Source organism: Streptomyces sp. NPDC096132 (assembly GCF_044763345.1).
In the GTDB taxonomy this organism is placed as follows: domain Bacteria; phylum Actinomycetota; class Actinomycetes; order Streptomycetales; family Streptomycetaceae; genus Streptomyces.
Genome location: NZ_JBIWGA010000012.1, coordinates 280017 through 301594, shown reverse-complemented (window position 1 = coordinate 301594; position 21578 = coordinate 280017). Strand labels below are relative to the sequence as shown.

Sequence of the window (21578 nt, the reverse complement as noted above, 5' to 3'; positions counted from 1 at the left end):
CAGCCAGACAGGTGGTGCGGTCCCGCGGCGCGTCAGCGCGATGGAAGCGGTTCTCGCCCACCTCCGTGGCGCCATCGAGCGCGGCGAATACGCCATCGGCGACAAGCTCCCCTCCGAGGCGGAGCTCTGCCGCACCCTCGAGGTGTCCCGGCCCGTGCTGCGGGAGGCCCTGCGCGCCCTGCAGACGATGGGCCTGACGGTCGCCAAGACCGGCAAGGGCACCTTCGTGATCGCGAACACCGTCGAGGACCCCACCTTCGGCGACTACGCGGCCAGCGACCTGCTGGAAGTGCGCCGCCACGTCGAGATCCCGGTCGCCGGGTACGCGGCACAGCGCCGCACCCCGGAGAACCTGGACCACCTGGCCCATCTGCTCGACCGCATGGAGCGGGAGACGGACACCACCGCGTGGGTCGCGATGGACACCCTCTTCCACCTGGCCGTCGCCGAGGCCGCCCAGAACCCGGTGTTCCGCCGGGTCATCGAGGAGATCCGGGACGCACTGGCGCGTCAGTCGGCCTTCCTCAACGAGCTGGGCGGCCGGCGCGAGCAGTCCAACCGCGAGCACCGGGCCATCGTCGAGGCGCTGATCGACGGTTCCGAACACGACGCGGTGGAGGCGATGAGCCACCACCTCGACCGCGTCGAGACCACCCTCACCGACATCGTGCGATCCCCTGGCACGAACACTCCCCTGGAAGGCGGACCCGAGGCGTGAGCGAACAGCACCTCAAAGACGAGACGCGCCCCTCGTCCCGTCACGTCGACGCCGGCGACCACGGCTACAGCAAGTCGCTGAAGCACCGGCACGTCAACATGATCGCCATCGGCGGCGCCATCGGCACCGGCCTCTTCCTCGGCGCCGGCGGCCGGCTCGCCGACGCCGGGCCCTCCCTCTTCGTCGCGTACGCCGTCTGCGGCGTCTTCGCGTTCCTGGTCGTGCGCGCCCTCGGCGAGCTCGTCCTGTACCGCCCGTCCTCCGGCGCCTTCGTGTCGTACGCCCGGGAGTTCCTCGGCGAGAAGGGCGCCTACACCGCGGGCTGGATGTACTTCCTGAACTGGGCCACCACCGGTATCGCCGACATCACCGCGGTGGCCACCTACACCCACTACTGGGGCATGTTCTCCGACATCCCCCAGTGGGTGATCGCGCTGATCGCCCTGGCCGTGGTCCTCTCGGTGAACCTGATCTCCGTGAAGATCTTCGGCGAACTGGAGTTCTGGTTCGCCATCGTCAAGGTCAGCGCGCTGGTGATCTTCATGTGCATCGGCATCTTCCTGCTGGTCACCCAGCACCCGGTGGACGGCAGCACCCCCGGCCCGTCCCTGATCACCGACCACGGCGGCGTCTTCCCCAACGGCCTGCTGCCCATGCTGCTGATCATCCAGGGCGTTGTCTTCGCCTACGCCTCCGTCGAGCTGGTCGGTGTCGCCGCCGGTGAGACCGAGAACCCCGAGAAGATCATGCCGAAGGCGATCAACTCGATCATGTGGCGCGTGGGTCTGTTCTACGTCGGCTCGGTGGTCCTGCTGTCGATGCTGCTCCCGTGGAACAAGTACACGTCCGGCGAGAGCCCGTTCGTGACGGTCCTCTCCAACATCGGCATCCCGGCGGCGGGCGGCGTGATGAACCTGGTCGTCCTGACCGCGGCCATGTCCTCCCTCAACTCCGGCCTGTACTCCACCGGCCGCATCCTGCGCTCCATGGCCGTCAACGGCTCCGCCCCGCAGTTCACCGCGAAGATGAGCCGCACCCAGGTGCCCTACGGCGGCATCCTGCTCACCAGCGGCATCTGCGTCCTCGGTGTGGGCCTCAACTTCGTCGTCCCGGCGGACGCCTTCGAGATCGTCCTGAACTTCGCGGCCATCGGCATCCTCGCCACCTGGGGCATGATCATGGTCTGTCACCTCCTCTTCTGGCAGAAGACCCAGAAGGGCGAGCTGACCCGCCCCGGCTACCAGCTGCCGGGCTCCCCCTGGACCGAGCTCGTGACGCTGTTCTTCCTCGCGTCGGTCCTGGTCCTCATGTACGCCGACGGCGGCGCCGGACGCACCACCGTGCTGTGCCTGCCGCTGATCGTCGGAGCGCTCGTCGCCGGCTGGTACGCCATCCGCCGCAACCTCGGGCGCACCTCGGCCAAGGCCGACGCGTGAACCCGGCGCCGGCCCACGACAACCCACAAGTGATCCAGGCAGTGATGTACAGCAGTTCCCTCGCGGACGCCCCCGCGATACGCGAACCCCTCCACGCGCCCGTCGCCCACGTCGTCCGCGGCGGGGTGACCGAGGGCGTCCACTACGGCTCCGTCGTCGTCCTCGGCGCGGGCGGTGAGGTCGAGTTCCAGCTCGGCGACATCGAGGCCGCCTTCTACCCGCGCTCGGCGCTCAAGCCCGTCCAGGCCGTCGCCATGCTGCGGGCCGGGCTGCCGCTCGACGGCGGGCTGCTCTCGCTCGCCGCCGCCAGCCACTCCGGCGAGGAACGCCACCTCGCCGGGACCCGGCGGATCCTCGAGCTGGCGGGCGTCACGGAGGACGACCTGCGCAACGTGCGGGACATGCCGTACGGCCCGGAGGTCCGCGACGCGTGGATCCGCGAGGGCCGAGAGCCCTCCCGGCTCGCGCAGAACTGCTCCGGCAAGCACGCGGCCATGCTGTACACCTGCACGCTCAACGGCTGGTCCCTCGACGGCTACCTCGACCCGGAGCACCCGCTCCAGCAGGCGATCGCCGAGATCGTCGAGGACCTCACCGGACAGCGGATCGCACGGGTCACCGTCGACGGGTGCGGCGCCCCGCTCTTCTCCGTCTCCCTGCACGGTCTGGCCAGGGCCGCCGCCCGCATCACCACCGCGGCGCCCGGCACCCCCGAGGCCCGGGTCGCGGACGCCATGCGCGACCACGCCGAGATGGCCTCCGGCACCGGCCGGGACGTGGCCGCCCTCATGCGGGCCGTCCCCGGCCTGCTGGCCAAGGACGGCTTCGAGGGCGTGGAGGTCGCCGCCCTCCCGGACGGCCGCGCCGTCGCCGTCAAGATCTCCGACGGCGCGAACCGGGCCCGGATCCCGGTCACCGCGGCCGCCCTGGCCCGGGCGGGCGTGGACCCCGCGCTCCTCACGGAGTTCGCGGGCGAAGCCCTCCTCGGCGGAGGCGAACCGGTCGGCTCGGTCCGCCCGGTCCGCGCCCTGGACCCGCTCACGGTCCAGGCCTGCGCGTAGCGCTCCGCCGTTCGGGACGTTCTCGTCTGCGGGCCCGGTTGTGGCTGGTCGCGCCCACGGGGCGGAGCCGCATATCGATACAGCCCCGCGCCCCTCGCGGGGCGCTGACACCTCCGCACATCGGAAAGAGGACCCGCGCCCTCGTGGCCGGGCCTTGCTCCGCAGACCCGGTCAGGCCCTCGTGGCCTGCCACGGAACCGCCGGTCCGGTCACCACCGGAACCGGTGCCCGACCGGCTCGGGCGGGCGTCACCCCGTACCGCCCGAGCCGGCACCTCCACCCCCGACGTCGCCAGCTCCCTCCCCCCTCACCCCCTCAGAAAGAGGACCCGCACCCTCATGACCGCCGTCGTCACCCGCAGCGAACACGACCTGCTCGGAGACCGGGACGTCCCCGCCGACGCCTACTGGGGCATCCACACCCTGCGCGCCACGGAGAACTTCCCGATCACGGGCGCCACGATCTCCGCCTACCCGCACCTCGTCGACGCCCTCGCCGCCGTCAAAGAGGCCGCCGCCCTCGCCAACGAGGAACTCGGTCTGCTCGCGCCCGAGAAGGCCGCCGCGATCGTCGCCGCCTGCCGGGAGATCCGCGCCGGCAAGCTGCACGACCAGTTCGTCGTGGACGTCATCCAGGGCGGCGCCGGCACCTCGACCAACATGAACGCCAACGAGGTCGTCGCGAACCGGGCCCTGGAGCTGATGGGCCACGAGAAGGGGCAGTACCAGTATCTGCACCCCAACGAGGACGTCAACCTGGGCCAGTCCACCAATGACGTCTACCCGACCGCCGTCAAGGTGGCGACGGTCTTCGCGGTGCGTGGACTGCTCAAGGCGATGGCCGTACTGCAGGACTCCTTCGCCCGCAAGGCCGTCGAGTTCCGCGATGTGCTCAAGATGGGCCGTACACAGTTGCAGGACGCGGTCCCCATGACGCTCGGTCAAGAGTTCTCGGCCTATGCCGTCATGATCGACGAGGACCGCAACCGTCTTGACGAGGCCGTCCAGCTGATCCATGAGATCAACCTCGGCGCCACGGCCATCGGCACCGGCCTCAACGCCCCCGCCGGCTACGCCGAGTCCGCCCGCCGCCATCTCGCCGAGATCACCGGCCTGCCGCTGGTCACCGCCGCCAACCTCGTCGAGGCCACCCAGGACTGCGGCGCGTTCGTCCAGATGTCGGGCGTGCTGAAGCGGGTCGCGGTCAAGCTGAGCAAGAGCTGCAACGACCTGCGCCTGCTGTCCTCCGGTCCGCGGGCCGGCCTCGGCGAGATCAACCTGCCGCCCGTGCAGGCCGGTTCGTCCATCATGCCCGGCAAGGTCAACCCGGTGATCCCCGAGGTCGTCAACCAGGTCGCCTTCGAGGTGATCGGCAACGACGTCACCATCACCATGGCCGCCGAGGCCGGACAGCTCCAGCTCAACGCCTTCGAGCCGATCATCCTGCACTCCCTGTCGGAGAGCATCACGCATCTGCGGGCCGCCTGCCTCACCCTCGCCGAGCGCTGCGTCGACGGCATCACCGCCAACACCGAGGCCCTGCGCGCGAGCGTCGAGAACTCCATCGGCCTGGTCACCGCCCTCAACCCGCACATCGGATACACGGCGGCCACCGACATCGCCAAGGAGGCCCTCGTCACCGGCCGCGGAGTCGCCGAACTCGTCCTGGAGAAGGGCCTGTTGCCCGCCGAGCGGCTGGCCGACCTGCTGCGCCCCGAGGTCGTGGCGGGCAGCGGCGCCCCCCTGGTGTGAACCCTTCCTGACCTGCGGTGACGCACCAGGACCGGCGCGGAGGCACAATGGTGATCATGACAACGACGTCGTCCCTCGCCTACCAGCCGGTCCTGGAGCGCATCGCCGAGGAGATGGAGCACACGCCGGGCCGCGGCCGTCCCGCCGACTACATCCCGGCGCTCGCCGCCCGCGATCCCCGCAGCTTCGGCATGGCCGTCGCCGAACTGGACGGCACGGTGTACGGCGTGGGGGACTGGCGCGAGCCGTTCTCCACGCAGTCCATCAGCAAGGTCTTCACCCTCGCGCTCGACCTGGCCCGCGAGGGCGACGAACTCTGGGAGCACGTGGGCCGCGAGCCCTCCGGCAACCCCTTCAACTCCCTGGTCCAGCTGGAGTACGAGCACGGCATCCCGCGCAACCCCTTCATCAACGCGGGCGCCCTCGTCGTCACCGACCGCCTTCAGACCCGTACCGGAGACGCCGCCGGGGAACTCCTCGCCTTTCTGCGCACCGAGAGCGGCAACCCCGCGCTGGACTTCGACGCGGACGTCGCCGCGTCCGAGTCCGCGCACGGCGACCGCAACGCCGCCCTCGCCCATTTCATGGCGTCCTACGGCAACATCGACAACCCGGTGCCGGTCCTGCTCGACCAGTACTTCCGCCAGTGCTCGCTCACCGCGTCCTGCGCCGACCTGGCCCTCGCCACCACCTTCCTCGCCCGGCACGGCATCCGCGCCGACGGCACCCGTCTGCTCACCCGCAGCCAGGCCAAGCAGGTGAACGCGGTGATGCTGACCTGCGGCACCTACGACGCGGCCGGCGACTTCGCCTACCGGGTCGGTCTGCCCGGCAAGAGCGGGGTCGGCGGCGGCATCATCGCCGTCGTACCGGGCCGCTGCACCCTGTGTGTGTGGAGCCCCGGCCTCGACGAACGCGGCAACTCGGTCGCGGGGGTGGCGGCCCTCGACCGGTTCACGACGCTGACCGGGCTGTCGGTGTTCTGAGCCCGCGCTCTCAGCCGAGGAACTCCGTCAGCATCGGCAGCAGCAGGGACGTGCGCCGCATCAGTGCCACGTGGGTGGTGGACGGCAGGACCGCCAGCTGCGCGCGGGGGATCAGCCGCCGCATCTCGGCCGCGTGCTCGATCCGGACGAAGTCCGTGTCGCCGATCACCAGCAACGTGGGCGCCGCCAGCCCGCGCAGATCGTCGGCCGTCCACGACAGCGGGGCGTGCGCCGAGGCCGCGACCTTGGCGAGGAAGTCCTGGAAGTGTCCGGGGTGCGGTGCGACGGCCGCGTAGGCCTCGGCCATCTCCCGGAAGTCGGACTGGCCGGGCAGCCTCGGCGAGGTGGACCCGGGAGTGCGGATCTCGTCGTGGTAACCCTCCTGGGTGTACTGGGTGGCGGCGAGCACGAGGCGTCCGACGCGTTCGGGGTGCGTGACCGCGAGGTGCAGTGCGGTGAGCCCGCCCAGGCTGAACCCCAGGAAGTCGGCCTGCCCGATGCCGAGCTCGTCGAGCAGTGCCACCACGTCGGAGGCCAGGTGGGGCACGGTCAGGGCCCGGTCGGTGTCGGCGGTGCGGCCGTGGCCCTGCAGCTCGGGAGCCACCACACGGCGGCCGGCGGCCGGCGTGGGCAGCACGGCCGCGAAGTTCAGGTCCACGGTCTGGAGGCCGCCGTGCAGCAGCACCAGCGGGCGCCGGGCGTCGTCGCCGGAGCCGTGGAGCTCGTAGTACATCGCCAGGCCGTCGAGCTTGGCGTAGGCGGAGCTGGTCGGCATGGTCATCACGTCCGTTCTGCGCACGTCGGACACGGGAGGTCGGGGAGAGCGGGTCGGTACAGGCGAGCGGGTCGGTACAGGGGAGACCGGCCGCAGCCCCGGAATTCATCGGTGCGCCCCCGCGATCACCCGCCGGTCACGCGCAGGCCCCCGCCCCGAGGGCGGCACGTCAGGTTCCGGCCACCCGGCGTTGACACGCTGAGGGAGTGTTGGCCATGGCTTTCCCCCTCGATCTCCGCCGCTGCCAGGTCCTGGGCCTGGCCGGTACGGCCTGTCTCGCGCTGGGCGGCGAGAGTGCCGGCGCGCTGCCCGCGCGGGAACTCCTGGCCCCGTCCTCCCTCCACGCCGTCCTCGGACTGGTCGGCGTGTACTTCGGGCTGGTGCTGCTGACCGCGGCCTGGGTGCTGCTCGGCCGTCTCGTCCGCAGCGCGGATCCGCCGACCCCACGGGCCCTCCTCCTGGTCCTCGCCGTGTGGGCGGCGCCGCTGCTGATCGGACCGCCGCTGTTCAGCCGGGACGTCTACAGCTATCTCGCGCAGGGCGCCATGGTGGACGCGCACATCGACGTGTACGCGCACGGCCCCGCCCGGCTCGGTGGCCCGCTCGCGGCCGAGGTCGCCCCGCTGTGGCGGCACACCGGAGCCCCGTACGGCCCGGTGTTCATGGCCGTCGCCGCCGCGCTGTCCGGCCTGACGAAGGGGGAACTGCCCGCCGGGCTGCTCGGAATGCGGCTGGTCGCGCTGTGCGGGGTGGCGCTGATGGCGGCCGCGCTGCCCCGCCTGGCCCGGCACAGCGGAGCCGATCCGGCCGCCGCGCTCTGGCTGGGCGTCCTCAACCCGCTCGTGCTGCTGCACCTGGTGGCGGGTGCCCACAACGACGCGATCATGCTGGGGCTGCTCGGGGCCGGCCTGGTGGCCGCGCTCGCCCGCCGCCCGGTCCCGGCGGCCGTCCTCGTCACGCTCGCCGCCCTGGTGAAGGCACCCGCGATCCTGGGCCTCGCGGCGGTCGTGGTGCTGGCCGTGCGCGCGGGCCGTCACCCCGCCAGGGCCGTGCTGACCACCCTGGCCGCCTGCGCCGCGACCACGGTCGCCGCGACCGCCCTCGCGGGCACCGGGTACGGCTGGATAGCCGCCCTGAACACGCCGGTCTCCCCGCAGAACTGGGCCCTGACCAGCCTGCTCGGGCGGGCCACCGGCGCTCTGCTCGAGCACCTCGGCAGCGACCTGGCCCCGCTGGCGGTCCCCGCCTGGCACGCGTTCGGCCTCGCCGTCACGGCCGTCGTCCTGGTCGCCATCTGGTGGCGGCTGCGCCCCCGCCCGGTGTACGCGCTCGGGCTGAGTCTCGCCACGGTGGCCGCGTTCGGCCCGGCGATCCGCCCCTGGTACGCGCTGTGGGGCCTGTTCCTGATCGCCGCCGCGGCCCCCAGCACCTCCGTACGGCACCGCATGGCGGCCGTCGCGGGGGTCCTCGCCCTCGCCGTGCTGCCCGACGGCGGGCCCGCCGACACCGGCCGGCTGATCCTCGCGGTCTCCGGTGGCGCGCTCGCCGTGGTCGTCCTGTGGCAGGCCCGCCTCGCCGCGCAGGCACCGGACGCGGTGGGACGTACGGCATGAGAACACCCGCCACGGACCGTGGCCGTCTGCTGGTGCTCGGCTGCCTGGTCGCGGCCGTCACCCTGTTCACCGCCACCGTTCCGCTGTTGCGGGACTGGTTCGACCTGCGCGTCTACTACGGCACCGTCAACACCTGGATCCACCACGGCGGCCGCGTCTACGACTACCGGGTGCCGGGCACGCCGTACGGCTTCACCTACCCGCCGTTCGCGGCCGTCACCATGCTGCCGATGGCGCTGGTCGGTCTGCGGACGGCGATCGTGGCCGCCCTGCTGCTCAATCTGGCGGCGCTCGCCGTGGTCGTACGGGTGCTGGCCGGACCGGGCCGGCGGCGGCTCGGCTGGTACGGCGCCGTCCTGGCGGCCTGTGTCCTCGCGCTGTTCGAACCGCTGCGGGACACCTTCAGCTTCGGCCAGGTCAACCTGCTCCTGCTGGCCCTGGTGCTGGCCGACGCCTGGCTGCTGGTGAACGGGCGGGGCCGCTGGGCCGGGGCCGGGATCGGGCTCGCGGCGGCCGTGAAGCTCACGCCCGCGGTTTTCATCGGCCTGCTGCTCGTCGCCCGGCGGTGGCGTGCGGCCGCCGTCGCCGCGGGCGTCGCGGCCGGCGCCACCGCGCTCGCGGCCCTCGTCGCCCCGGACGCCTCACGTTTCTACTGGACGCGCGCGCTGTGGGACACCGGCCGCGTGGGACGGCTCGACTACGTGTCGAACCAGTCGCTCCAGGGCGTGCTGGCCCGGCTCGGCGTGGAGAGCAAGGCCGTGTGGGCGGTGCTGGTTGCGGTGGTGCTGTGCGTCTGGGCGCGGCGGGCCCGGCGGGCGGTGGACGCGGGAGACTGGCAGACGGCCTTCGCCCTCACCGGCGCCGCCGCCTGCCTGGTCAGTCCCGTCACCTGGGTGCACCACCTGGTGTGGCTGCTGCCGTCGTTCGCCGTACTGATCCGCGCCGGGCACCCGCGCGTCGCGGGCGCCCTGTACGCGGTGCTGTGCACCAGCGTGGTGTGGCTGTGGTTCGACGACGCGTCCGGCATCGACGGATTCCTCGGCAGTAACACGTACACCTGGGTCACGCTCGGTCTGCTGCTGTTCCTGCCGGTCGGTCAGCTCAGCGCGGAACGCCGGCGGGCGAGCCACAGCGCCAGCCAGACGGAGGACCCGCCCAGCACGGCCGCACCGGCGATCACCGCCGCCTCCGACCAGCCGGGACGGCCGTCGCCCGCCGCGACGGCGACCGAGGGGGCCACCGGCTCGGCCACCGGTCCGGGCGCCGGCCGGGCCCGGTCGCGCAGCGCGTCCAGCGAACCCACCGACTCGACCCGCCCGCCGGCCGCGAACCCCCAGTCCAGCAGTGCGCGCGCCTCCTCGTAGACGGCGTGTCCGCCGCCCTCCTGAGGGTTCATCACCGTGACCAGGAGCGTGTGCCCGTCCCTGCGGGCGGCGGCGACCAGCGTGTTGCCGGCGTTGCTGGTGTAGCCGTTCTTGATCCCGACCAGTCCCGGATACGGTTCGACGCCGTCGTGCCCGGTCAGCAGCCGGTTGGTGTTCGCGATCTCGTACGGCGATCCCCAGCGGCCGGGGAACATCGCCTCCGCCAGTCCGCAGTACCGGGCGAAGTCCGCCCTGCGCAGCCCGGCCCTGCCGAACACCGCCAGGTCGTAAGCCGACGACACCTGGCCCGGTGTGTCGTACCCGTCGGGCGAGCGGACGTGGGTGTCCAGGGCGCCCAGCGCCCGCGCCTTCTCCTGCATCCGCGTGCTCGCCGAGCGCCAGCCGCCGGAGAGGGCGGCCAGGACGTGCACGGCGTCGTTGCCGGAGTTGAGGAACACCCCGCGCCACAGGTCGGCGACCGAGTAGGTCCGGCCCTCGGCGACCCCGACGAGACTGCTGCCGGGACCGATGTCCGCGAGCTCCTCCTCGGACACCTCGTGCCGGATGCCCCCGGGCAGGACCGGCAGCACGGTGAGGGCGAACAGGGTCTTCAGGGTGCTGGCGGGCGGCAGCTTGCGGTGCGCGTTCGACGCGGCGAGCACCTCACCGCTCCCGGCGTCGGCCACCAGCCACGACAGCGCCGAGACCTCCGGCACCTCGGGCGCCTCGCGCCGGGGCCTGACCTGCGTACCGGGGCGGAAGAGAAGCGACGGCGCAGGCGCCTGCCTCTTCGACTGCGCCTGCGGTTTCGCCCGCGGGTGCGCCTGCGTGTGTGCCGCGCCGGGTCCGCCGGGCGCTCCGGGGTCCGCTCCGGCCGGGGCGGCGGTCGCGACGGATCCGAGGGCCAGGGCACCCGCCGCACAGAACGCGCAGGCCGACACGACGGCCCGAGAGGAGAATCCGATCTTCATATGATCAACGTAGGAATCAAGTGCGCCTTCACCGCGCTGCCCGTGCCGTACGGCGACTCGCGAGCACCCGGATGCCGCACGCTCACCGGTCCGTGGGCAGCGTCGGCTGGATCCGGCGCAGGAACGCCGCGTTGTCCGGGGTCTCCCGCAGCCGCTCCAGGAGGGTCTCCAGGTTCGCCTGGCCGTCGCGGGTCTGCAGCGCCCGGCGCAGTCCGCGGACGGCGGTCAACTCGGCGGGGGACAGGAGGAGTTCCTCGCGGCGGGTGCCGGAGGTGTTGATGTCGACGGCCGGGAAGACCCGGCGGGAGGCCGGTTCCCGGTCGAGGCGGAGCTCCATGTTGCCGGTGCTCTTCAGCTCCTCGAAGAAGAAGTCGTCGGCGCGGGAACCCGTTTCGACCAGGGCGGTGGCCAGGACGGTCAGCGAGCCGCCCTCCTCGGCCGCCCGCGCGGCGCCGAAGAACCGCTTGGGGCCGATGAGCGCGGTCGCGTCGACCCCGCCGCTGAGGGTGCGGCCCCCGGCGGCGGCCGCGTTGTTGTGCGCCCGGCACAGCCGGGTCAGCGAGTCGAGGAGGATCACGACGTCCTCGCCCGCCTCGACGAGCCTCTTGGCCCGTTCGACGACGAGTTCGGCGAGGGCGATGTGCTGCCTGGGCGCCCGATCGAAGGTGGAGGCGTACACCTCGCCGCGCACCGAGCGCCGCATGTCGGTGACTTCCTCCGGACGTTCGTCCAGCAGCACCACCATCAGCCGGGCCTCGGGATGGTTGCCGGTGACGGCGGCGGCGAGCTGCTGGAGCAGCACGGTCTTGCCCGTCTTGGGCGGTGCGACGATCAGCCCGCGCTGGCCCTTGCCGACGGGCGCGATCAGATCGGTGACGCGGCCCGCGAGACCTGCGGCCGGGTGTTCGAGGCGCAGCCGCTGGTGCGGGTGCAGGGGAGTGAGGTCACGGAAGTGCCGGCGGCCGCTGAGGGCCTCGGGCGTACGGCCGTTGACGCGCGCCACCTCGGTCAGGGCGCGCTGACTGCCGCGCACCCCTTCGACGAGGTCGCCCTTGCGCAGGCCGTGACGGCGGATCAGCGCGGCCGGCACCTGCGGGTCGGCGGGCGTGGGCAGGCAGTCGGCGCCCCGCAGATGCCCCTTCCCGCTCGCGTCGATGTCGAGGACACCGGTGGCGACCCGGGCCGGGGGCTGCTGGACAGGGGGGTGTTCGAGAGTGGTGGTCATGGTGGTCGGTCCTTTCCAGGACGGAGGGCATGAGACATGCGAAGGAAGGGGGTGCGGCCGCGACGGGAGGGCGCCACTGCGCGCCTCGGGCGGCGGGAACAGCACCTCGGGTACGGCGGCACGGAGCCGCCGGCGAGGTGGTGCGGGAAAGCCGTTGCGCCGACCGGGAAAAACGGCGGGCGGATCGGCTGGTTGAAAGAGAATCAGTACCGCGCCCCGACGGGGACTTACACGGGTACTGTCAGGACTGTACCACGGAGTCGTCAACGAAGTCGACCGAGGGCGTCGGGGGAGAGGAGTTCGGCGAGTTGTTCCCGTAGGGCGACCGTCCGGGCGATCTCGTCGGTGTCCTCCGTACCCAGGGCCGCGCCGAGCGCTGCCTCGATGGGGGTGGCCGCGACCTCGGAGCGCCGCTCCGAGACCTCCGGGTTGCGGCGCAGCAGGGCCCGGCGCCGGTCGGCGGGATCCGGCGCGGTGACGACCGACCCCACTTCCTTCAGCCGGGCCACGCAGTGCCGACGCCCTCCGTGGGGATGGCCTCCTCGCCGATCTTCATCAAGGTGCGCCCCAGCAGGAAGAGCTCTGCACCGGCGCCGTCACCGTCGCGCCGGGCTCGGCGCCGGAGCCGGGGGCGTCCAGGACGCTGCGGCGCCCTCACCCTCGCCGCCGTCGCCGCCCGGCACCCGGGGCGGTGCGGAGCCTGCTCTGGCGAGCATCGACGCGGACCGCCGGCGACGCCAGCCGCAGTGACGCGATGGTCGACCACCTCGTCGACGCGTACACGGTCGTGACGTACGACCGCCGCGGACTGTCCCGCAGCATCCTGGACACCCCCGGCTCCGGCGCCACCCTCGACGAGCACGCCGACGACGTGGACCGGCTGCTCGCCGAACTCACCGACCGGCCCGCGCGCATGCTCGGCTGCAGCATGGGAGCCGTCATCGGGCTGCGGCTCGCCGCCCGGCACCCCGGGCGGCTGAGCACCCTCGTGGCGCACGAGCCGGCCGTCCCCGGCCTGCTGCCTGAGGCGGAACGGCTGCGTACGCAGGCCGAGTTGGACGAGATGCGGGCCACCTTCGAGCGGGACGGCTGGATCGCCGGCGTCAGGAAGATCGGTGAGCTGCTCGGCATCGACCCCGTCCGGCAGGAGACCGAACCCGGCGCCCGGCTCGCCCCGCTCGACGCCTCCCGCGAGGCCGACCTCGACTTCTTCGTCCGTCACGACGCCCTCACCATGCGCCACGCCGACCTGACCCCCGCCGAACTCGACAGCTCCGCGGCGTGCTGTGAGCGGCCTTTCGACACGGCGCGGGGCGCGCGCCGCATACCAGCCATACGAACCCCCGATGCCCCCGCGCTGACACATTTCTTGTTCCGGCCAAAGGCCCTCCCTACGCTGCCACCACCGCACTCCGGCGGTACGAACAAGGGACTTGGGCAATCATGGGTCGACTGGCCGGGAAAATCGCCTTCATCAGCGGCACAGGAGCCGGAATAGGGCGGGCCGCCGCACAGATATTCGCCGCCGAGGGCGCCCGCGTATTCGGCTGCGACATCGACGCGGACCGCGACACGGAAACCGTCGAACTCGTCGAGAAGTCCGGCGGAGTCATGCGCTCCCTCGCCCCCGTGGACCTGTCCACCGAAGCGGGCGCGAAGGAATGGATCGAGGCCGGAATCGCGGAGTACGGCGGGATCGACATCCTCTACAACAACGCCTCCGCCCTCCGGAACGGGCCGTTCGAGACCCAGCCCGCCGAGGACTGGTACTTCACTCTCCGCAACGAGCTCGACATCCCGTACTTCTGCACCCGCGCCGCCTGGCCGCACCTGGTCGCGCGCGGCGGCGGAGCCGTCCTCAACGTCGCGTCCGTGGCCGCCGTACGCGGCGCCCCCTTCCTGCCGATGGTGCCGCACGGCGCCGCCAAGGGCGGGGTGCTGGCGATGAGCAAGCACCTGTGCGCGGCCGGCGCCCCGCACCGCATCCGGGTCAACACCATCGCCCCCGGCATGACCCGCACCTCGGCCACCGCCCCCTTCCTCGACGACCCCGAGGGACCGAAGGCCCACCTGGAGGCCCGGATCCCCGTCGGCCGGATCGCCGAACCGGAGGACATCGCCCGGGTCGCCGCGTTCCTCTGCTCGGACGAGGCGGCCTTCGTCAACGGCGCCAACCTCATGGTCGACGGCGGCGACAGCGCGATGGCGGGCTGAACCGGCATGCGCGCACGACTCGACCACGTGGGCGTCACCGTACGGGACCTGCCGGCCCAGACCGCCTGGTACAAGAGCGCGTTCGGGCTGGAGACCGTCTTCGAGTTCCACCTCGACGGACCGGGTCTGCGCGGCGTCGTCCTGGAACATCCGCTCGGCTGGCGTCTCGAACTGCTCGCCAGAACGGGCTCCGCACCGGGCCTGCGGGCCCCCGACCCGATCACGGCGGCCCTCACGGAGGGATACGGCCACTTCGCGGTCACCACCCCCGAACTCGACCCCGTCCATGCGGCCCTGGTGGCCCAGGGAGCGGGCGAGGCCCTGGCACCCGGACCGTCCCCCGAACCCGGAGTGCGTATGGCCTGGGTCACCGACCCAGAGGGAAATCTCATCGAACTCATAGAGCGACGGAGTACGGAATGACAAGCGTGCTGAAAAGACTCGACAGGGGAACACTCATAGCCTGCTGTCTGGCCGTGGCCGCAGCACAGCTGTGCATTACCGTGCCCTCGCCCATCAACGGAGAAATCCAGGCGGCATTCGGCGCCTCCGGTTCCCAGGTCGCCTGGGTCACCTCGGCGTTCATTCTGCCCACCGCCATTCTCGAGCTGAATTTCGGTGTGGTGGGCGACCTCTTCGGCCGCAAGCGCCTGCTGGTGCTCGGCGGACTCGTCCTGGCGCTCGGTGAGCTCCTCAACGCCACCTCGCAGAACATCACCATGCTCTGGATCGGCCAGGCCCTGGCCGGCATCGGCGCCGCGGCGCTCTTCCCCAGCTCCCTCGCCGTGATCGCGGCGGCCACCCCCGACGAGAAGGACCGCGCCAAGGCCGTCTCCACCTGGGCCCTGAGCATCTCCCTCGCCTCGGCCGTCGGCCCGCTGTCCTCCGGCCTGCTCGCCACGGTCGCCGACTTCCGCTGGGCGTTCGTGCCGCCGGTCGTCCTCGGCCTGGTCGTCGCCGTCACCAGCAACTTCCTCGTCACCGACTCCAAGGCCCCCGAGGGCCGCACCCTGGACTGGCCCGGTCAGATCACCGTCGCCGTCGGCCTCACCGCCCTGCTCTGGGGCATCATCGAGGGCGGCGAGCGCGGCTGGAGCAGCCCGGCCATCGTCGGCGCCCTCACCCTCGCCGCCGTGTCGCTGGTCGCCTTCGTGATCGCCGAGAAGCGCTCCGCGTCGCCCATGTTCAACCTCGACCTGCTGAGGATCCCGTCGTTCGCGGCGGCCGCCGTGGTGGCGCTGGCCGGTATGTTCGGCTTCATCGGCACCGCCTACTGCGTCTCCATCCGCCTCGGCGCCGTCATGCACCTCAGCCCCCTGCGGGCCGGTATGCCCTTCGTGATCCTCCAGCTCGTCCCGCTGCTCCTCGCCCCCGTCCTGAGCCGCATGCTCACCCGCGTCGAACCCCGCTGGCTCCTCATGGGCGGCCTGCTGCCCATGGCCGCCGGCCAGTTCTGGATCGCCGCGCTGCCCATCACCACCACCTCCCTCGCCGCCTTCATCGGCCCGGTGCTGCTGCTCGGCGTCGGCTTCATCTGCGTGGTCTCCTCGCTCACCTCCGCCGCCGTGAACGCCGTACCGATCCACATGACCGGCATGGCGAGCGGCGCGACCAGCCTGGTGCGCGAGTTCGGCCAGGGCCTCGGCCCCGCCGTGATCAGCACCGTCGCCATGAGCGCCGCGTCCTCCGCGCTGGTCGGCAAGCTCAGCGGCGCCGACGCCGGCATGGAGGCGGCGGCCGGGCCCCTCGCCGTCGTCAACGCCGGCAGCGACGGCGCCCGTGCCGCCGCCCAGACCGCCCTCGCCCACGGCATGGCCGTCGGCGTGGTGATCTGCGGCTGCGCCTCCCTGCTGGGCGCGCTGGTCACCCTGCTGCTGGTCCGCAAGAACACCGCTCGCGCGACGGTGACGGCGCCGGTGCAGACCGCGTCCGCGTAGCCCCTCGTATCCCACCGCACACAGGAGAGGCCGGGTCGAAAACCCGGCCTCTCCGAGGTTTACGGCAGATGTCCCTAGAGCGTAACGATCCGTGACGTCAAGGGACTTGACTGCCATCTGACCACTATCTTCACGACATGTCCACGCCGCCTGAGCCTCCGCAGCAGCCCCAACCGCCGTCCGACGCTCCGGCCCAGCCGAGCGCGTACCCCTACCCGAACCCGCAGTCGCCGGCTCCCGGCGGTCCGCTGGGATTCCCGCCCGCCGCGCCCGCGGCCCAGACGGGCCCCCAGAACGTCTACGCCCAGCCGACCCTGGTCGGCGTGCCCGCCCAGCCGGGTCCGGGCCAGCCCCAGCCGGGGAACCCGTACGTCCAGCCCGGCCCCTACCCCGTGGTCGGGCCGCCGCCCGCAAGAGGGGGCGGCGGCGCCGGGAGAGCCGTCCTGTGGGCCGCCGTCGGCGCGCTGGTGGCGTCCGCCGCCTGGGCGGCCGGCGTCTTCCTGATCGGCGCCGGAGACGACGCGGACCTGCGCGGTTACACGGCGCCCGCGAACCTGTGCAACGCCACCGACTACTCCTCCTTCAAGGACGAGTACCCGGACACCGACGGCGCCCCGACCCGCAACAGGCTCGAGGACGACGCCCTCGACGAGGGCCTGTGCAGCATCAGCCTGAAGAAGACCACGTCGACGTACGCGGACGCGTACCTCTACGTCCAGCTCGACCTGCACAAGAAGACCGACCCCGGGCCCGAGTTCACCGCCACCTGGAAGAACTACGGCGACAGCCACACCGGTTACGACGTGGAGACCGTCACGGGCATCGGCGACGAGGCCTACCTCGTCAGCGACGACACGACCTCCGGTTCGTCCAGCGGTTCGCTCTACGCGACGCTCGCCGTACGGGACGGCTGGGTGACGTACACGATGAGTTACAGCGCCTACTACTCCTCGTACGACGACGACACGGATCCGCCGACCCTCGACGAGGTCTCGGACATGCTGAAGACGGACACGAGGACGTCCCTGGCGGACCTCAGGGACTAGGGGGTGTTGTGAAAGTCCCGCACAGCACCCGCGGCGCCCGGCACGCCGAGGGCACGCACCGGACACCGCGGGCACCGCACTGGACTTTCACAACACCCCCGCCCGGCCAGGGCTCCACGGCACGGTGGCCGGCAGACCCCCAACCTCAGCGGTCGGCCACCGGGGCGTCCAGCGCGTTGGTGATCGCCTTCACCCCGCCGTGCGCCGCGTACCCGCCGTCGACGGTGATCTCCGCGCCGTTCACGTACGACGCCTCGTCGGACAGCAGAAAGACGACCAGCGGGGCGACCTCCTCCACCGAGCCCGCGCGGCCCTGGGGCGTCATCGACAGGTGCGCCGCGACGAACACCGGGTTCGCGGTGGCCATCAGCGGGGTCTCGATGTAACCGGGATGCACGAGATTGGTCCGGATGCCGCGCGGTGCCAACTCCAGCGCGGCCACCTTCGACAGACCCCGCAGCGCCCACTTGCTGGCCGTGTACGCCACCGCGTGATGCGCCGTCAGCGCGGCGACGGAGCCGACGTTGACGATGGCCGAGCCGGCCGGCATCAGCGGGGCGAGGGCCTGGATGCCGAGCAGCGCGCCGGTCGTGTTCACCGCGAACGCCCGCTCCCAGTCGGCGAGTTCGACCTCGCCCAGGCGGGCCCGCACCGGGATGCCCGCGTTGTTGACCAGACCGTGCACGACGTCCAGCTCGCGCGCGAGCGCCGCCCAGTCGTCCGGCGACGACACGTCCAGGTGCCGGTAGGTCACGTCCAGGCCGTCGGCCCGCAGAGCCGCGGCGAGCTTCTCACCGGCCTCGTCCAGGACGTCGGTCGCGACCACCGTCGCACCCTCCCGGGCGGCCGCCGCGGTCTCCGCGGCCCCCTGCCCCTGCGCTGCTCCGGTGACGACGACGGTCCGGCCCGCCAGACGTGTACGGCTCACGGCTCCTCCAGAGTCGGTACGGGATCCTCCCGTCCACGCTAGGAAGCCGCGGACAGCTCCGGAAACGCGCGATCCCCATGGCTGTCATCCGCGTCGTCGATCGCGGGCTCGGCCGACGGCTCGGTGATCAGCGGCTCGGCCGGCGACGCGGCGACCCCCGGCTCGCTCAGCGACGCCCCGACCCTGCGCACGGTCTCCCGCAGCCAGCTGTGCGCGGGATCGGCGTGCCGGTTGTGGTGCCAGTACATGGCCTCCACCAGCGGCACGTCCGGGAACGGCGGCTCCACGACGGCACAGCGCGCGAACCCCTCGTAGCGGCGGGCCAGCCGCTCCGGCACCAGCGTCACCAGGTCCGTGCCGCTCACCAGGAACGGCAGCACACTGAAGCCCGGAGTGCTGACCTGTACCTTCGGCGTGATGCCGAGGGTCTCCAGCTGCCGGTCGGCCGGCGTCAGACTCTTGCCGATGGCGCAGGCGGCGTGCGGCATCTCCGCGAGGTCGCGCAGGCTGAGCCGTCCGTCCACGAGCCGCGGATTGCCCGGGTCGACGAGACACACGAACCGGTCGTGCATCACCGCCTCACTGACCCCCGGCAACTGGTAGCCGAGCGGCACGATCATCAGGTCGTGGCAGCGCAGATGCGTCTCCGTCTCCAGCTGCCCGTCCACGATCGGATGGAAGTCGATCCGCACCCCCGGCGCCTCGGCCGCGATGACCCGCAGCAGCGGCTCCACGAACACGGTCATCACGTAGTCGGACATCACCACGGAGAACCGCTGGCGGCTGCGCGCAGGGTCGAAGTGCCGGGTCAGCGACAGCGCCTCCTCGGCCTTGTACAGGGAGGCCTGGACGACCGGCAGCAGCCGCTCCGCGAGGGGCGTCAGCTCGTACTCGCGGCCGACCCGGATCAGCAGCTCGTCGTTGAAGTGGCGGCGCAGCCGGGCCAGCGAGCCGCTCATCGCGGACTGGCTGGTGGACAGCCGTACACCCGCGTGGGTGACGTTCTTCTCCTCCAGGAGGGCTTCCAGCGCCACCAGAAGATTGAGGTCGATCGCTCCGAGACCCACGTATGTCCCCTTCCGGCCGCGCCGCGTCCTTGAAGCTCGGTTGAATCGGAGGTTAACCAGCGCGGCCGGGGGCGAGGAAGACTCCGGGACGCAACTCACAGGGATCCGATAGCAGCCATCGGATCCCTGGATACCCGCAGGTCATGACCGTTACGGTCGAGGGGTGCGGCCCCGCTTGCGGGCGCGCGGGAGATAGATGTCCGCCCGCCCCGGCACCACCCTGTTGCGCAGGGTGCCCAGTCGCTCCACGGTCAGCTCCACCTCGTCGCCGGGCGCGAGCGGGGGCGGGACGCGCTCCCCGAGCCGGCCCCAGTGCTCGGCCAGTGCGCCCCAGCCGCACGTCCCGGAGCCGAGGACGTCCCCGGGCCGCACCCAGGCGTCCCGGGAGGCGTAGGCGACCATCTCCTCGAAGGTCCACGACACGTTGGCGAGGGTGTCGCGGCCGATCAGCCTCCCGTTCAGGGTGACCGTCATCTCCAGGTCCAGGAAACCGTCCGGATCGCGCCGGTCCTCCACCTCGTCGGCGGTCACCAGAAACGGGCCGAGCGTGTTCGCGAAGTCCTTGCCCTTGGAGAATCCCAGCCCCAGGTTCTTCTCCGGTTTCTGCAGATCACGGGCCGACCAGTCGTTGAAGACGAGGTAGCCGACGATGTGCTCCCGCGCCTGCTCCGGGGTGAGGTCCCGGCCCGCCCGCCCGACGACCGCGCCGACCTCCAGCTCGAAGTCCAGCACCGAGCAGCCCGCCGGGACGCGTACGTCGTCATGGGCGCCGTGGCCGGCGTGCGGGTTGGTGAAGTAGAAGTTGGGGGCCCGGTACCACTCCTCGGGCACGTGCTCCAGGCCGTCCAGGGACTTCGAGACCCCCTCGATGTGCGCCTCGAAGCCGACGAAGTCACGGATGGACGGCGGCGCGAGGGGCGGCAGCAGCCGTACCCGGTCCACCGTCGGCCCACGCGTCCCGGACAGGGCTTGGGCACCGGCCTCCAGCAGCCGCTGCTCCTCGATCAGCTCCAGGACGGTGACACCCTCGGGCAGCGGATGGACCACCCCATCCTCCCGGACCACCCCGGCGCGCTCCACGCCCTCGTACTCGTACGTCGCGAAACGCATCGCTCTCACTGCTCCCAGTGGTTGGTGTTGGTGACGGCCCCGGCGCCGAGGTAGCCCGCGAAGACGCCCTTGGGATCGCGCACGGCACGGATCTCCTGGAGCCGCCGCCACTGCGCGTCCCCCATGAACCTCAGCTGCCGCACGGTGAAGTCCGAGTCGCCGAGGTACTGTCCGGCGGTCACCGGCTCCATCGCCGCCATCGCCGCGTCCAGCCACGCACGCAGCTCGGCGTCACGGCCCGGGTCGTCGTGGACGACGTAGGTGGCGCAGTAGATCTCGGACTGCAGGGAGAAGGCCATGTCGGGGAGTCGGCGCAGGGGAGCCATCGAGAACCAGATGGTGAAGGTGCCCCGGGTGGGATGCTCCGTGAACGCCTTGCGGATCGCGGGCACCACGTCCTGCGCCGGACCGCTCAGCCAGGCGTTGTCGACGAGATAGCGGTGCCCCTCGGGGTTGGCGGTCCGCTGGTTGTCCAACTGCTCGGCGAGCGTGGTGGGCCGGGCCTCGACGCGGAACAGGGCCCGGTCCGCGTACGGGTTGGCGTGCAGCGGGGCGAGCGCCTCGGCGGCCTGCTCCGGGGTGTCCGTCATCGACACGCCCGTGACCAGCAGCACGGGTGCGTCGAAGCCGGGCGGGGTCTGCGTCAGGGCGACGATCTCCACCAGGTCGGACACCGTGTGGTGCGTGCCGTGCAGCCAGGTCATGACCTCGTCGAACAGGTCCAGGGGATAGGCGTGGACCGTGTGGGCGAGATGCCCCGGCAGGGGACGGGTGCGCAGATGGAAACGGGTCACGACACCGAAGAAGCCGGGCCCGGCGCCGCGCGCCGCCCAGAACAGGTCGCTGTGCCGCTCCTCGTCGGCGCGCACCAGCTCGCCCTCGGCGGTGACCACGTCGATCGCCACGATGTTCTCCGCCGCCCAGCCCCAGCCCCGGGCGTTCCAGCCCTGCCCGCCCTGGAGCAGGAAGCCGCCGATGCCGACGGAGGGACAGTGCCCGCCGTTGAAGAAGCGGCCGAACCCGCCGAGGTACGGGTTGAGTTCGTCACCGCCCTTGACACTCGGGGTGGCGGTCACGATCCCGGTGTCCGGGTCGTACGCCAGCTCCCGGAAGCCGCCGAGGTCGATCAGCAGCGCGTCCGCGCGCACCGACCAGGCGGCCCAGCTGTGCCCGCCGGAGCGGACGGCGACCTGCCAGCCGCGCTCCAGGGCGAGCCGTACGCCTTCCACGACATCCTGCTCGCAGACCGCCTCGAGCACGGCCGCCGGTGTACGGTCCGCCGGGCGGCGGGCGTTGAAGACCCGGCCGAAGCATGCCTCCTCGAAGCCCTCGTCGTCGGGGAGGCGGAGCGTTCCCGAGAAGCGGTTCGTGTGCAC

General features: G+C 72.1%; 19 protein-coding genes and 1 pseudogene. 12 read left to right on the top strand and 8 right to left on the bottom strand.

What is annotated here, in order from left to right:
• Window positions 1-40: 40 nt before the first annotated feature.
• From ACIRF9_RS28190 to ACIRF9_RS28170, 5 genes are all read left to right on the top strand, one after another.
• Window positions 41-718: a FadR/GntR family transcriptional regulator gene (locus tag ACIRF9_RS28190; protein WP_403827772.1), complete on the top strand. Its 678-nt coding sequence runs from the start codon at window positions 41-43 to the stop codon at window positions 716-718.
• Entirely contained in the window at window positions 715-2154 is a 1440-nt protein-coding gene (locus tag ACIRF9_RS28185; protein ID WP_403827661.1) for an amino acid permease, read from the top strand. The genes ACIRF9_RS28190 and ACIRF9_RS28185 overlap by 4 nt, the downstream gene beginning before the upstream one ends.
• Before the next feature lie 44 nt (window positions 2155-2198).
• Window positions 2199-3215 (top strand): asparaginase, encoded by a 1017-nt coding sequence (locus ACIRF9_RS28180; RefSeq protein ID WP_403827770.1) that lies wholly within the window; start codon window positions 2199-2201, stop codon window positions 3213-3215.
• Between the two features lie 338 nt (window positions 3216-3553).
• Window positions 3554-4966 (top strand): aspartate ammonia-lyase, encoded by a 1413-nt coding sequence (gene aspA, locus ACIRF9_RS28175; RefSeq protein WP_403827659.1) that lies wholly within the window; start codon window positions 3554-3556, stop codon window positions 4964-4966.
• 47 nt (window positions 4967-5013) lie between these two features.
• Entirely contained in the window at window positions 5014-5952 is a 939-nt protein-coding gene (locus ACIRF9_RS28170; protein WP_403827657.1) for a glutaminase, read from the top strand.
• A 10-nt stretch (window positions 5953-5962) separates the two neighbouring features.
• Here the strand turns inward: ACIRF9_RS28170 and ACIRF9_RS28165 are convergent, their stop codons facing one another.
• Window positions 5963-6751 carry an alpha/beta fold hydrolase gene (locus ACIRF9_RS28165; protein ID WP_403827656.1) on the bottom strand — a complete coding sequence of 263 codons (789 nt, stop codon included), beginning with the start codon at window positions 6749-6751 and terminating at the stop codon, window positions 5963-5965.
• Window positions 6752-6942: 191 nt separating this feature from the next.
• On the opposite strand from ACIRF9_RS28165, the gene mptB reads away from it, so the two are divergent.
• Both mptB and ACIRF9_RS28155 read left to right on the top strand, forming a co-directional pair.
• On the top strand, window positions 6943-8340 hold the full coding sequence (gene mptB / locus ACIRF9_RS28160; RefSeq protein WP_403827654.1) for a polyprenol phosphomannose-dependent alpha 1,6 mannosyltransferase MptB: 1398 nt from the start codon (window positions 6943-6945) through the stop codon (window positions 8338-8340).
• On the top strand, window positions 8337-9704 hold the full coding sequence (locus ACIRF9_RS28155; RefSeq protein ID WP_403827652.1) for a glycosyltransferase 87 family protein: 1368 nt from the start codon (window positions 8337-8339) through the stop codon (window positions 9702-9704). The genes mptB and ACIRF9_RS28155 overlap by 4 nt, the downstream gene beginning before the upstream one ends.
• Before the next feature lie 35 nt (window positions 9705-9739).
• On the opposite strand, the pseudogene ACIRF9_RS28150 reads toward ACIRF9_RS28155, so the two are convergent.
• The 3 genes and pseudogenes from ACIRF9_RS28150 to ACIRF9_RS28140 all read right to left on the bottom strand — a co-directional run.
• A pseudogene (locus ACIRF9_RS28150) lies at window positions 9740-10675 on the bottom strand (D-alanyl-D-alanine carboxypeptidase family protein); the annotation flags it as partial.
• Between the two features lie 82 nt (window positions 10676-10757).
• Window positions 10758-11900, bottom strand: coding sequence for a transcription termination factor Rho (gene rho, locus ACIRF9_RS28145; protein ID WP_403827650.1), 1143 nt, complete (start codon window positions 11898-11900; stop codon window positions 10758-10760).
• Between the two features lie 263 nt (window positions 11901-12163).
• Window positions 12164-12409, bottom strand: a complete 246-nt coding sequence (locus tag ACIRF9_RS28140; protein ID WP_403827648.1) for a hypothetical protein — start codon at window positions 12407-12409, stop codon at window positions 12164-12166.
• 182 nt (window positions 12410-12591) lie between these two features.
• Between ACIRF9_RS28140 and ACIRF9_RS28135 the strand changes: the two genes are divergently transcribed.
• The 5 genes from ACIRF9_RS28135 to ACIRF9_RS28115 all read left to right on the top strand — a co-directional run bounded on the left by ACIRF9_RS28135 (window position 12592) and on the right by ACIRF9_RS28115 (window position 17097).
• The gene (locus ACIRF9_RS28135) at window positions 12592-13398 is read left to right on the top strand and encodes an alpha/beta fold hydrolase (RefSeq protein ID WP_403827646.1); all 807 of its coding nucleotides are present in this window, start codon (window positions 12592-12594) and stop codon (window positions 13396-13398) included.
• Entirely contained in the window at window positions 13344-14114 is a 771-nt protein-coding gene (locus ACIRF9_RS28130; RefSeq protein ID WP_403827644.1) for an SDR family NAD(P)-dependent oxidoreductase, read from the top strand. The genes ACIRF9_RS28135 and ACIRF9_RS28130 overlap by 55 nt, the downstream gene beginning before the upstream one ends.
• A 6-nt stretch (window positions 14115-14120) precedes the next feature.
• Entirely contained in the window at window positions 14121-14537 is a 417-nt protein-coding gene (locus ACIRF9_RS28125) for a VOC family protein (protein ID WP_403827642.1), read from the top strand.
• A gap of 53 nt (window positions 14538-14590) precedes the next feature.
• A complete protein-coding gene (locus tag ACIRF9_RS28120; protein WP_403827640.1) occupies window positions 14591-16051 on the top strand; it encodes an MFS transporter in 1461 nt (486 codons plus the stop codon).
• A gap of 137 nt (window positions 16052-16188) precedes the next feature.
• Window positions 16189-17097: a hypothetical protein gene (locus tag ACIRF9_RS28115; RefSeq protein WP_403827638.1), complete on the top strand. Its 909-nt coding sequence runs from the start codon at window positions 16189-16191 to the stop codon at window positions 17095-17097.
• A 145-nt stretch (window positions 17098-17242) separates the two neighbouring features.
• Here ACIRF9_RS28115 and ACIRF9_RS28110 read toward each other — a convergent pair whose 3' ends face one another.
• The 4 genes from ACIRF9_RS28110 to ACIRF9_RS28095 form a co-directional block, all read right to left on the bottom strand.
• Window positions 17243-18025, bottom strand: coding sequence for an SDR family NAD(P)-dependent oxidoreductase (locus tag ACIRF9_RS28110; protein ID WP_403827636.1), 783 nt, complete (start codon window positions 18023-18025; stop codon window positions 17243-17245).
• A 38-nt stretch (window positions 18026-18063) separates the two neighbouring features.
• On the bottom strand, window positions 18064-19092 hold the full coding sequence (locus ACIRF9_RS28105) for a LysR family transcriptional regulator (protein WP_403827634.1): 1029 nt from the start codon (window positions 19090-19092) through the stop codon (window positions 18064-18066).
• Window positions 19093-19242: 150 nt separating this feature from the next.
• A complete protein-coding gene (locus tag ACIRF9_RS28100; RefSeq protein WP_403827632.1) occupies window positions 19243-20202 on the bottom strand; it encodes a fumarylacetoacetate hydrolase family protein in 960 nt (319 codons plus the stop codon).
• 5 nt (window positions 20203-20207) lie between these two features.
• On the bottom strand, window positions 20208-21578 hold the full coding sequence (locus ACIRF9_RS28095; protein ID WP_403827630.1) for an FAD-binding oxidoreductase: 1371 nt from the start codon (window positions 21576-21578) through the stop codon (window positions 20208-20210).

Coding starts and splice junctions, on each gene's coding strand:
- ACIRF9_RS28190 (WP_403827772.1), top strand. CDS start 41: ATGGAAGCGGTTCTCGCCCACCTCCGTGGCGCCATCGAGCGCGGCGAA.
- ACIRF9_RS28180 (WP_403827770.1), top strand. CDS start 2,199: ATGTACAGCAGTTCCCTCGCGGACGCCCCCGCGATACGCGAACCCCTC.
- aspA (WP_403827659.1), top strand. CDS start 3,554: ATGACCGCCGTCGTCACCCGCAGCGAACACGACCTGCTCGGAGACCGG.
- ACIRF9_RS28170 (WP_403827657.1), top strand. CDS start 5,014: ATGGTGATCATGACAACGACGTCGTCCCTCGCCTACCAGCCGGTCCTG.
- mptB (WP_403827654.1), top strand. CDS start 6,943: ATGGCTTTCCCCCTCGATCTCCGCCGCTGCCAGGTCCTGGGCCTGGCC.
- ACIRF9_RS28155 (WP_403827652.1), top strand. CDS start 8,337: ATGAGAACACCCGCCACGGACCGTGGCCGTCTGCTGGTGCTCGGCTGC.
- rho (WP_403827650.1), bottom strand. CDS start 11,900: ATGACCACCACTCTCGAACACCCCCCTGTCCAGCAGCCCCCGGCCCGG.
- ACIRF9_RS28130 (WP_403827644.1), top strand. CDS start 13,344: ATGGGTCGACTGGCCGGGAAAATCGCCTTCATCAGCGGCACAGGAGCC.
- ACIRF9_RS28125 (WP_403827642.1), top strand. CDS start 14,121: ATGCGCGCACGACTCGACCACGTGGGCGTCACCGTACGGGACCTGCCG.
- ACIRF9_RS28115 (WP_403827638.1), top strand. CDS start 16,189: ATGTCCACGCCGCCTGAGCCTCCGCAGCAGCCCCAACCGCCGTCCGAC.
- ACIRF9_RS28100 (WP_403827632.1), bottom strand. CDS start 20,202: ATGCGTTTCGCGACGTACGAGTACGAGGGCGTGGAGCGCGCCGGGGTG.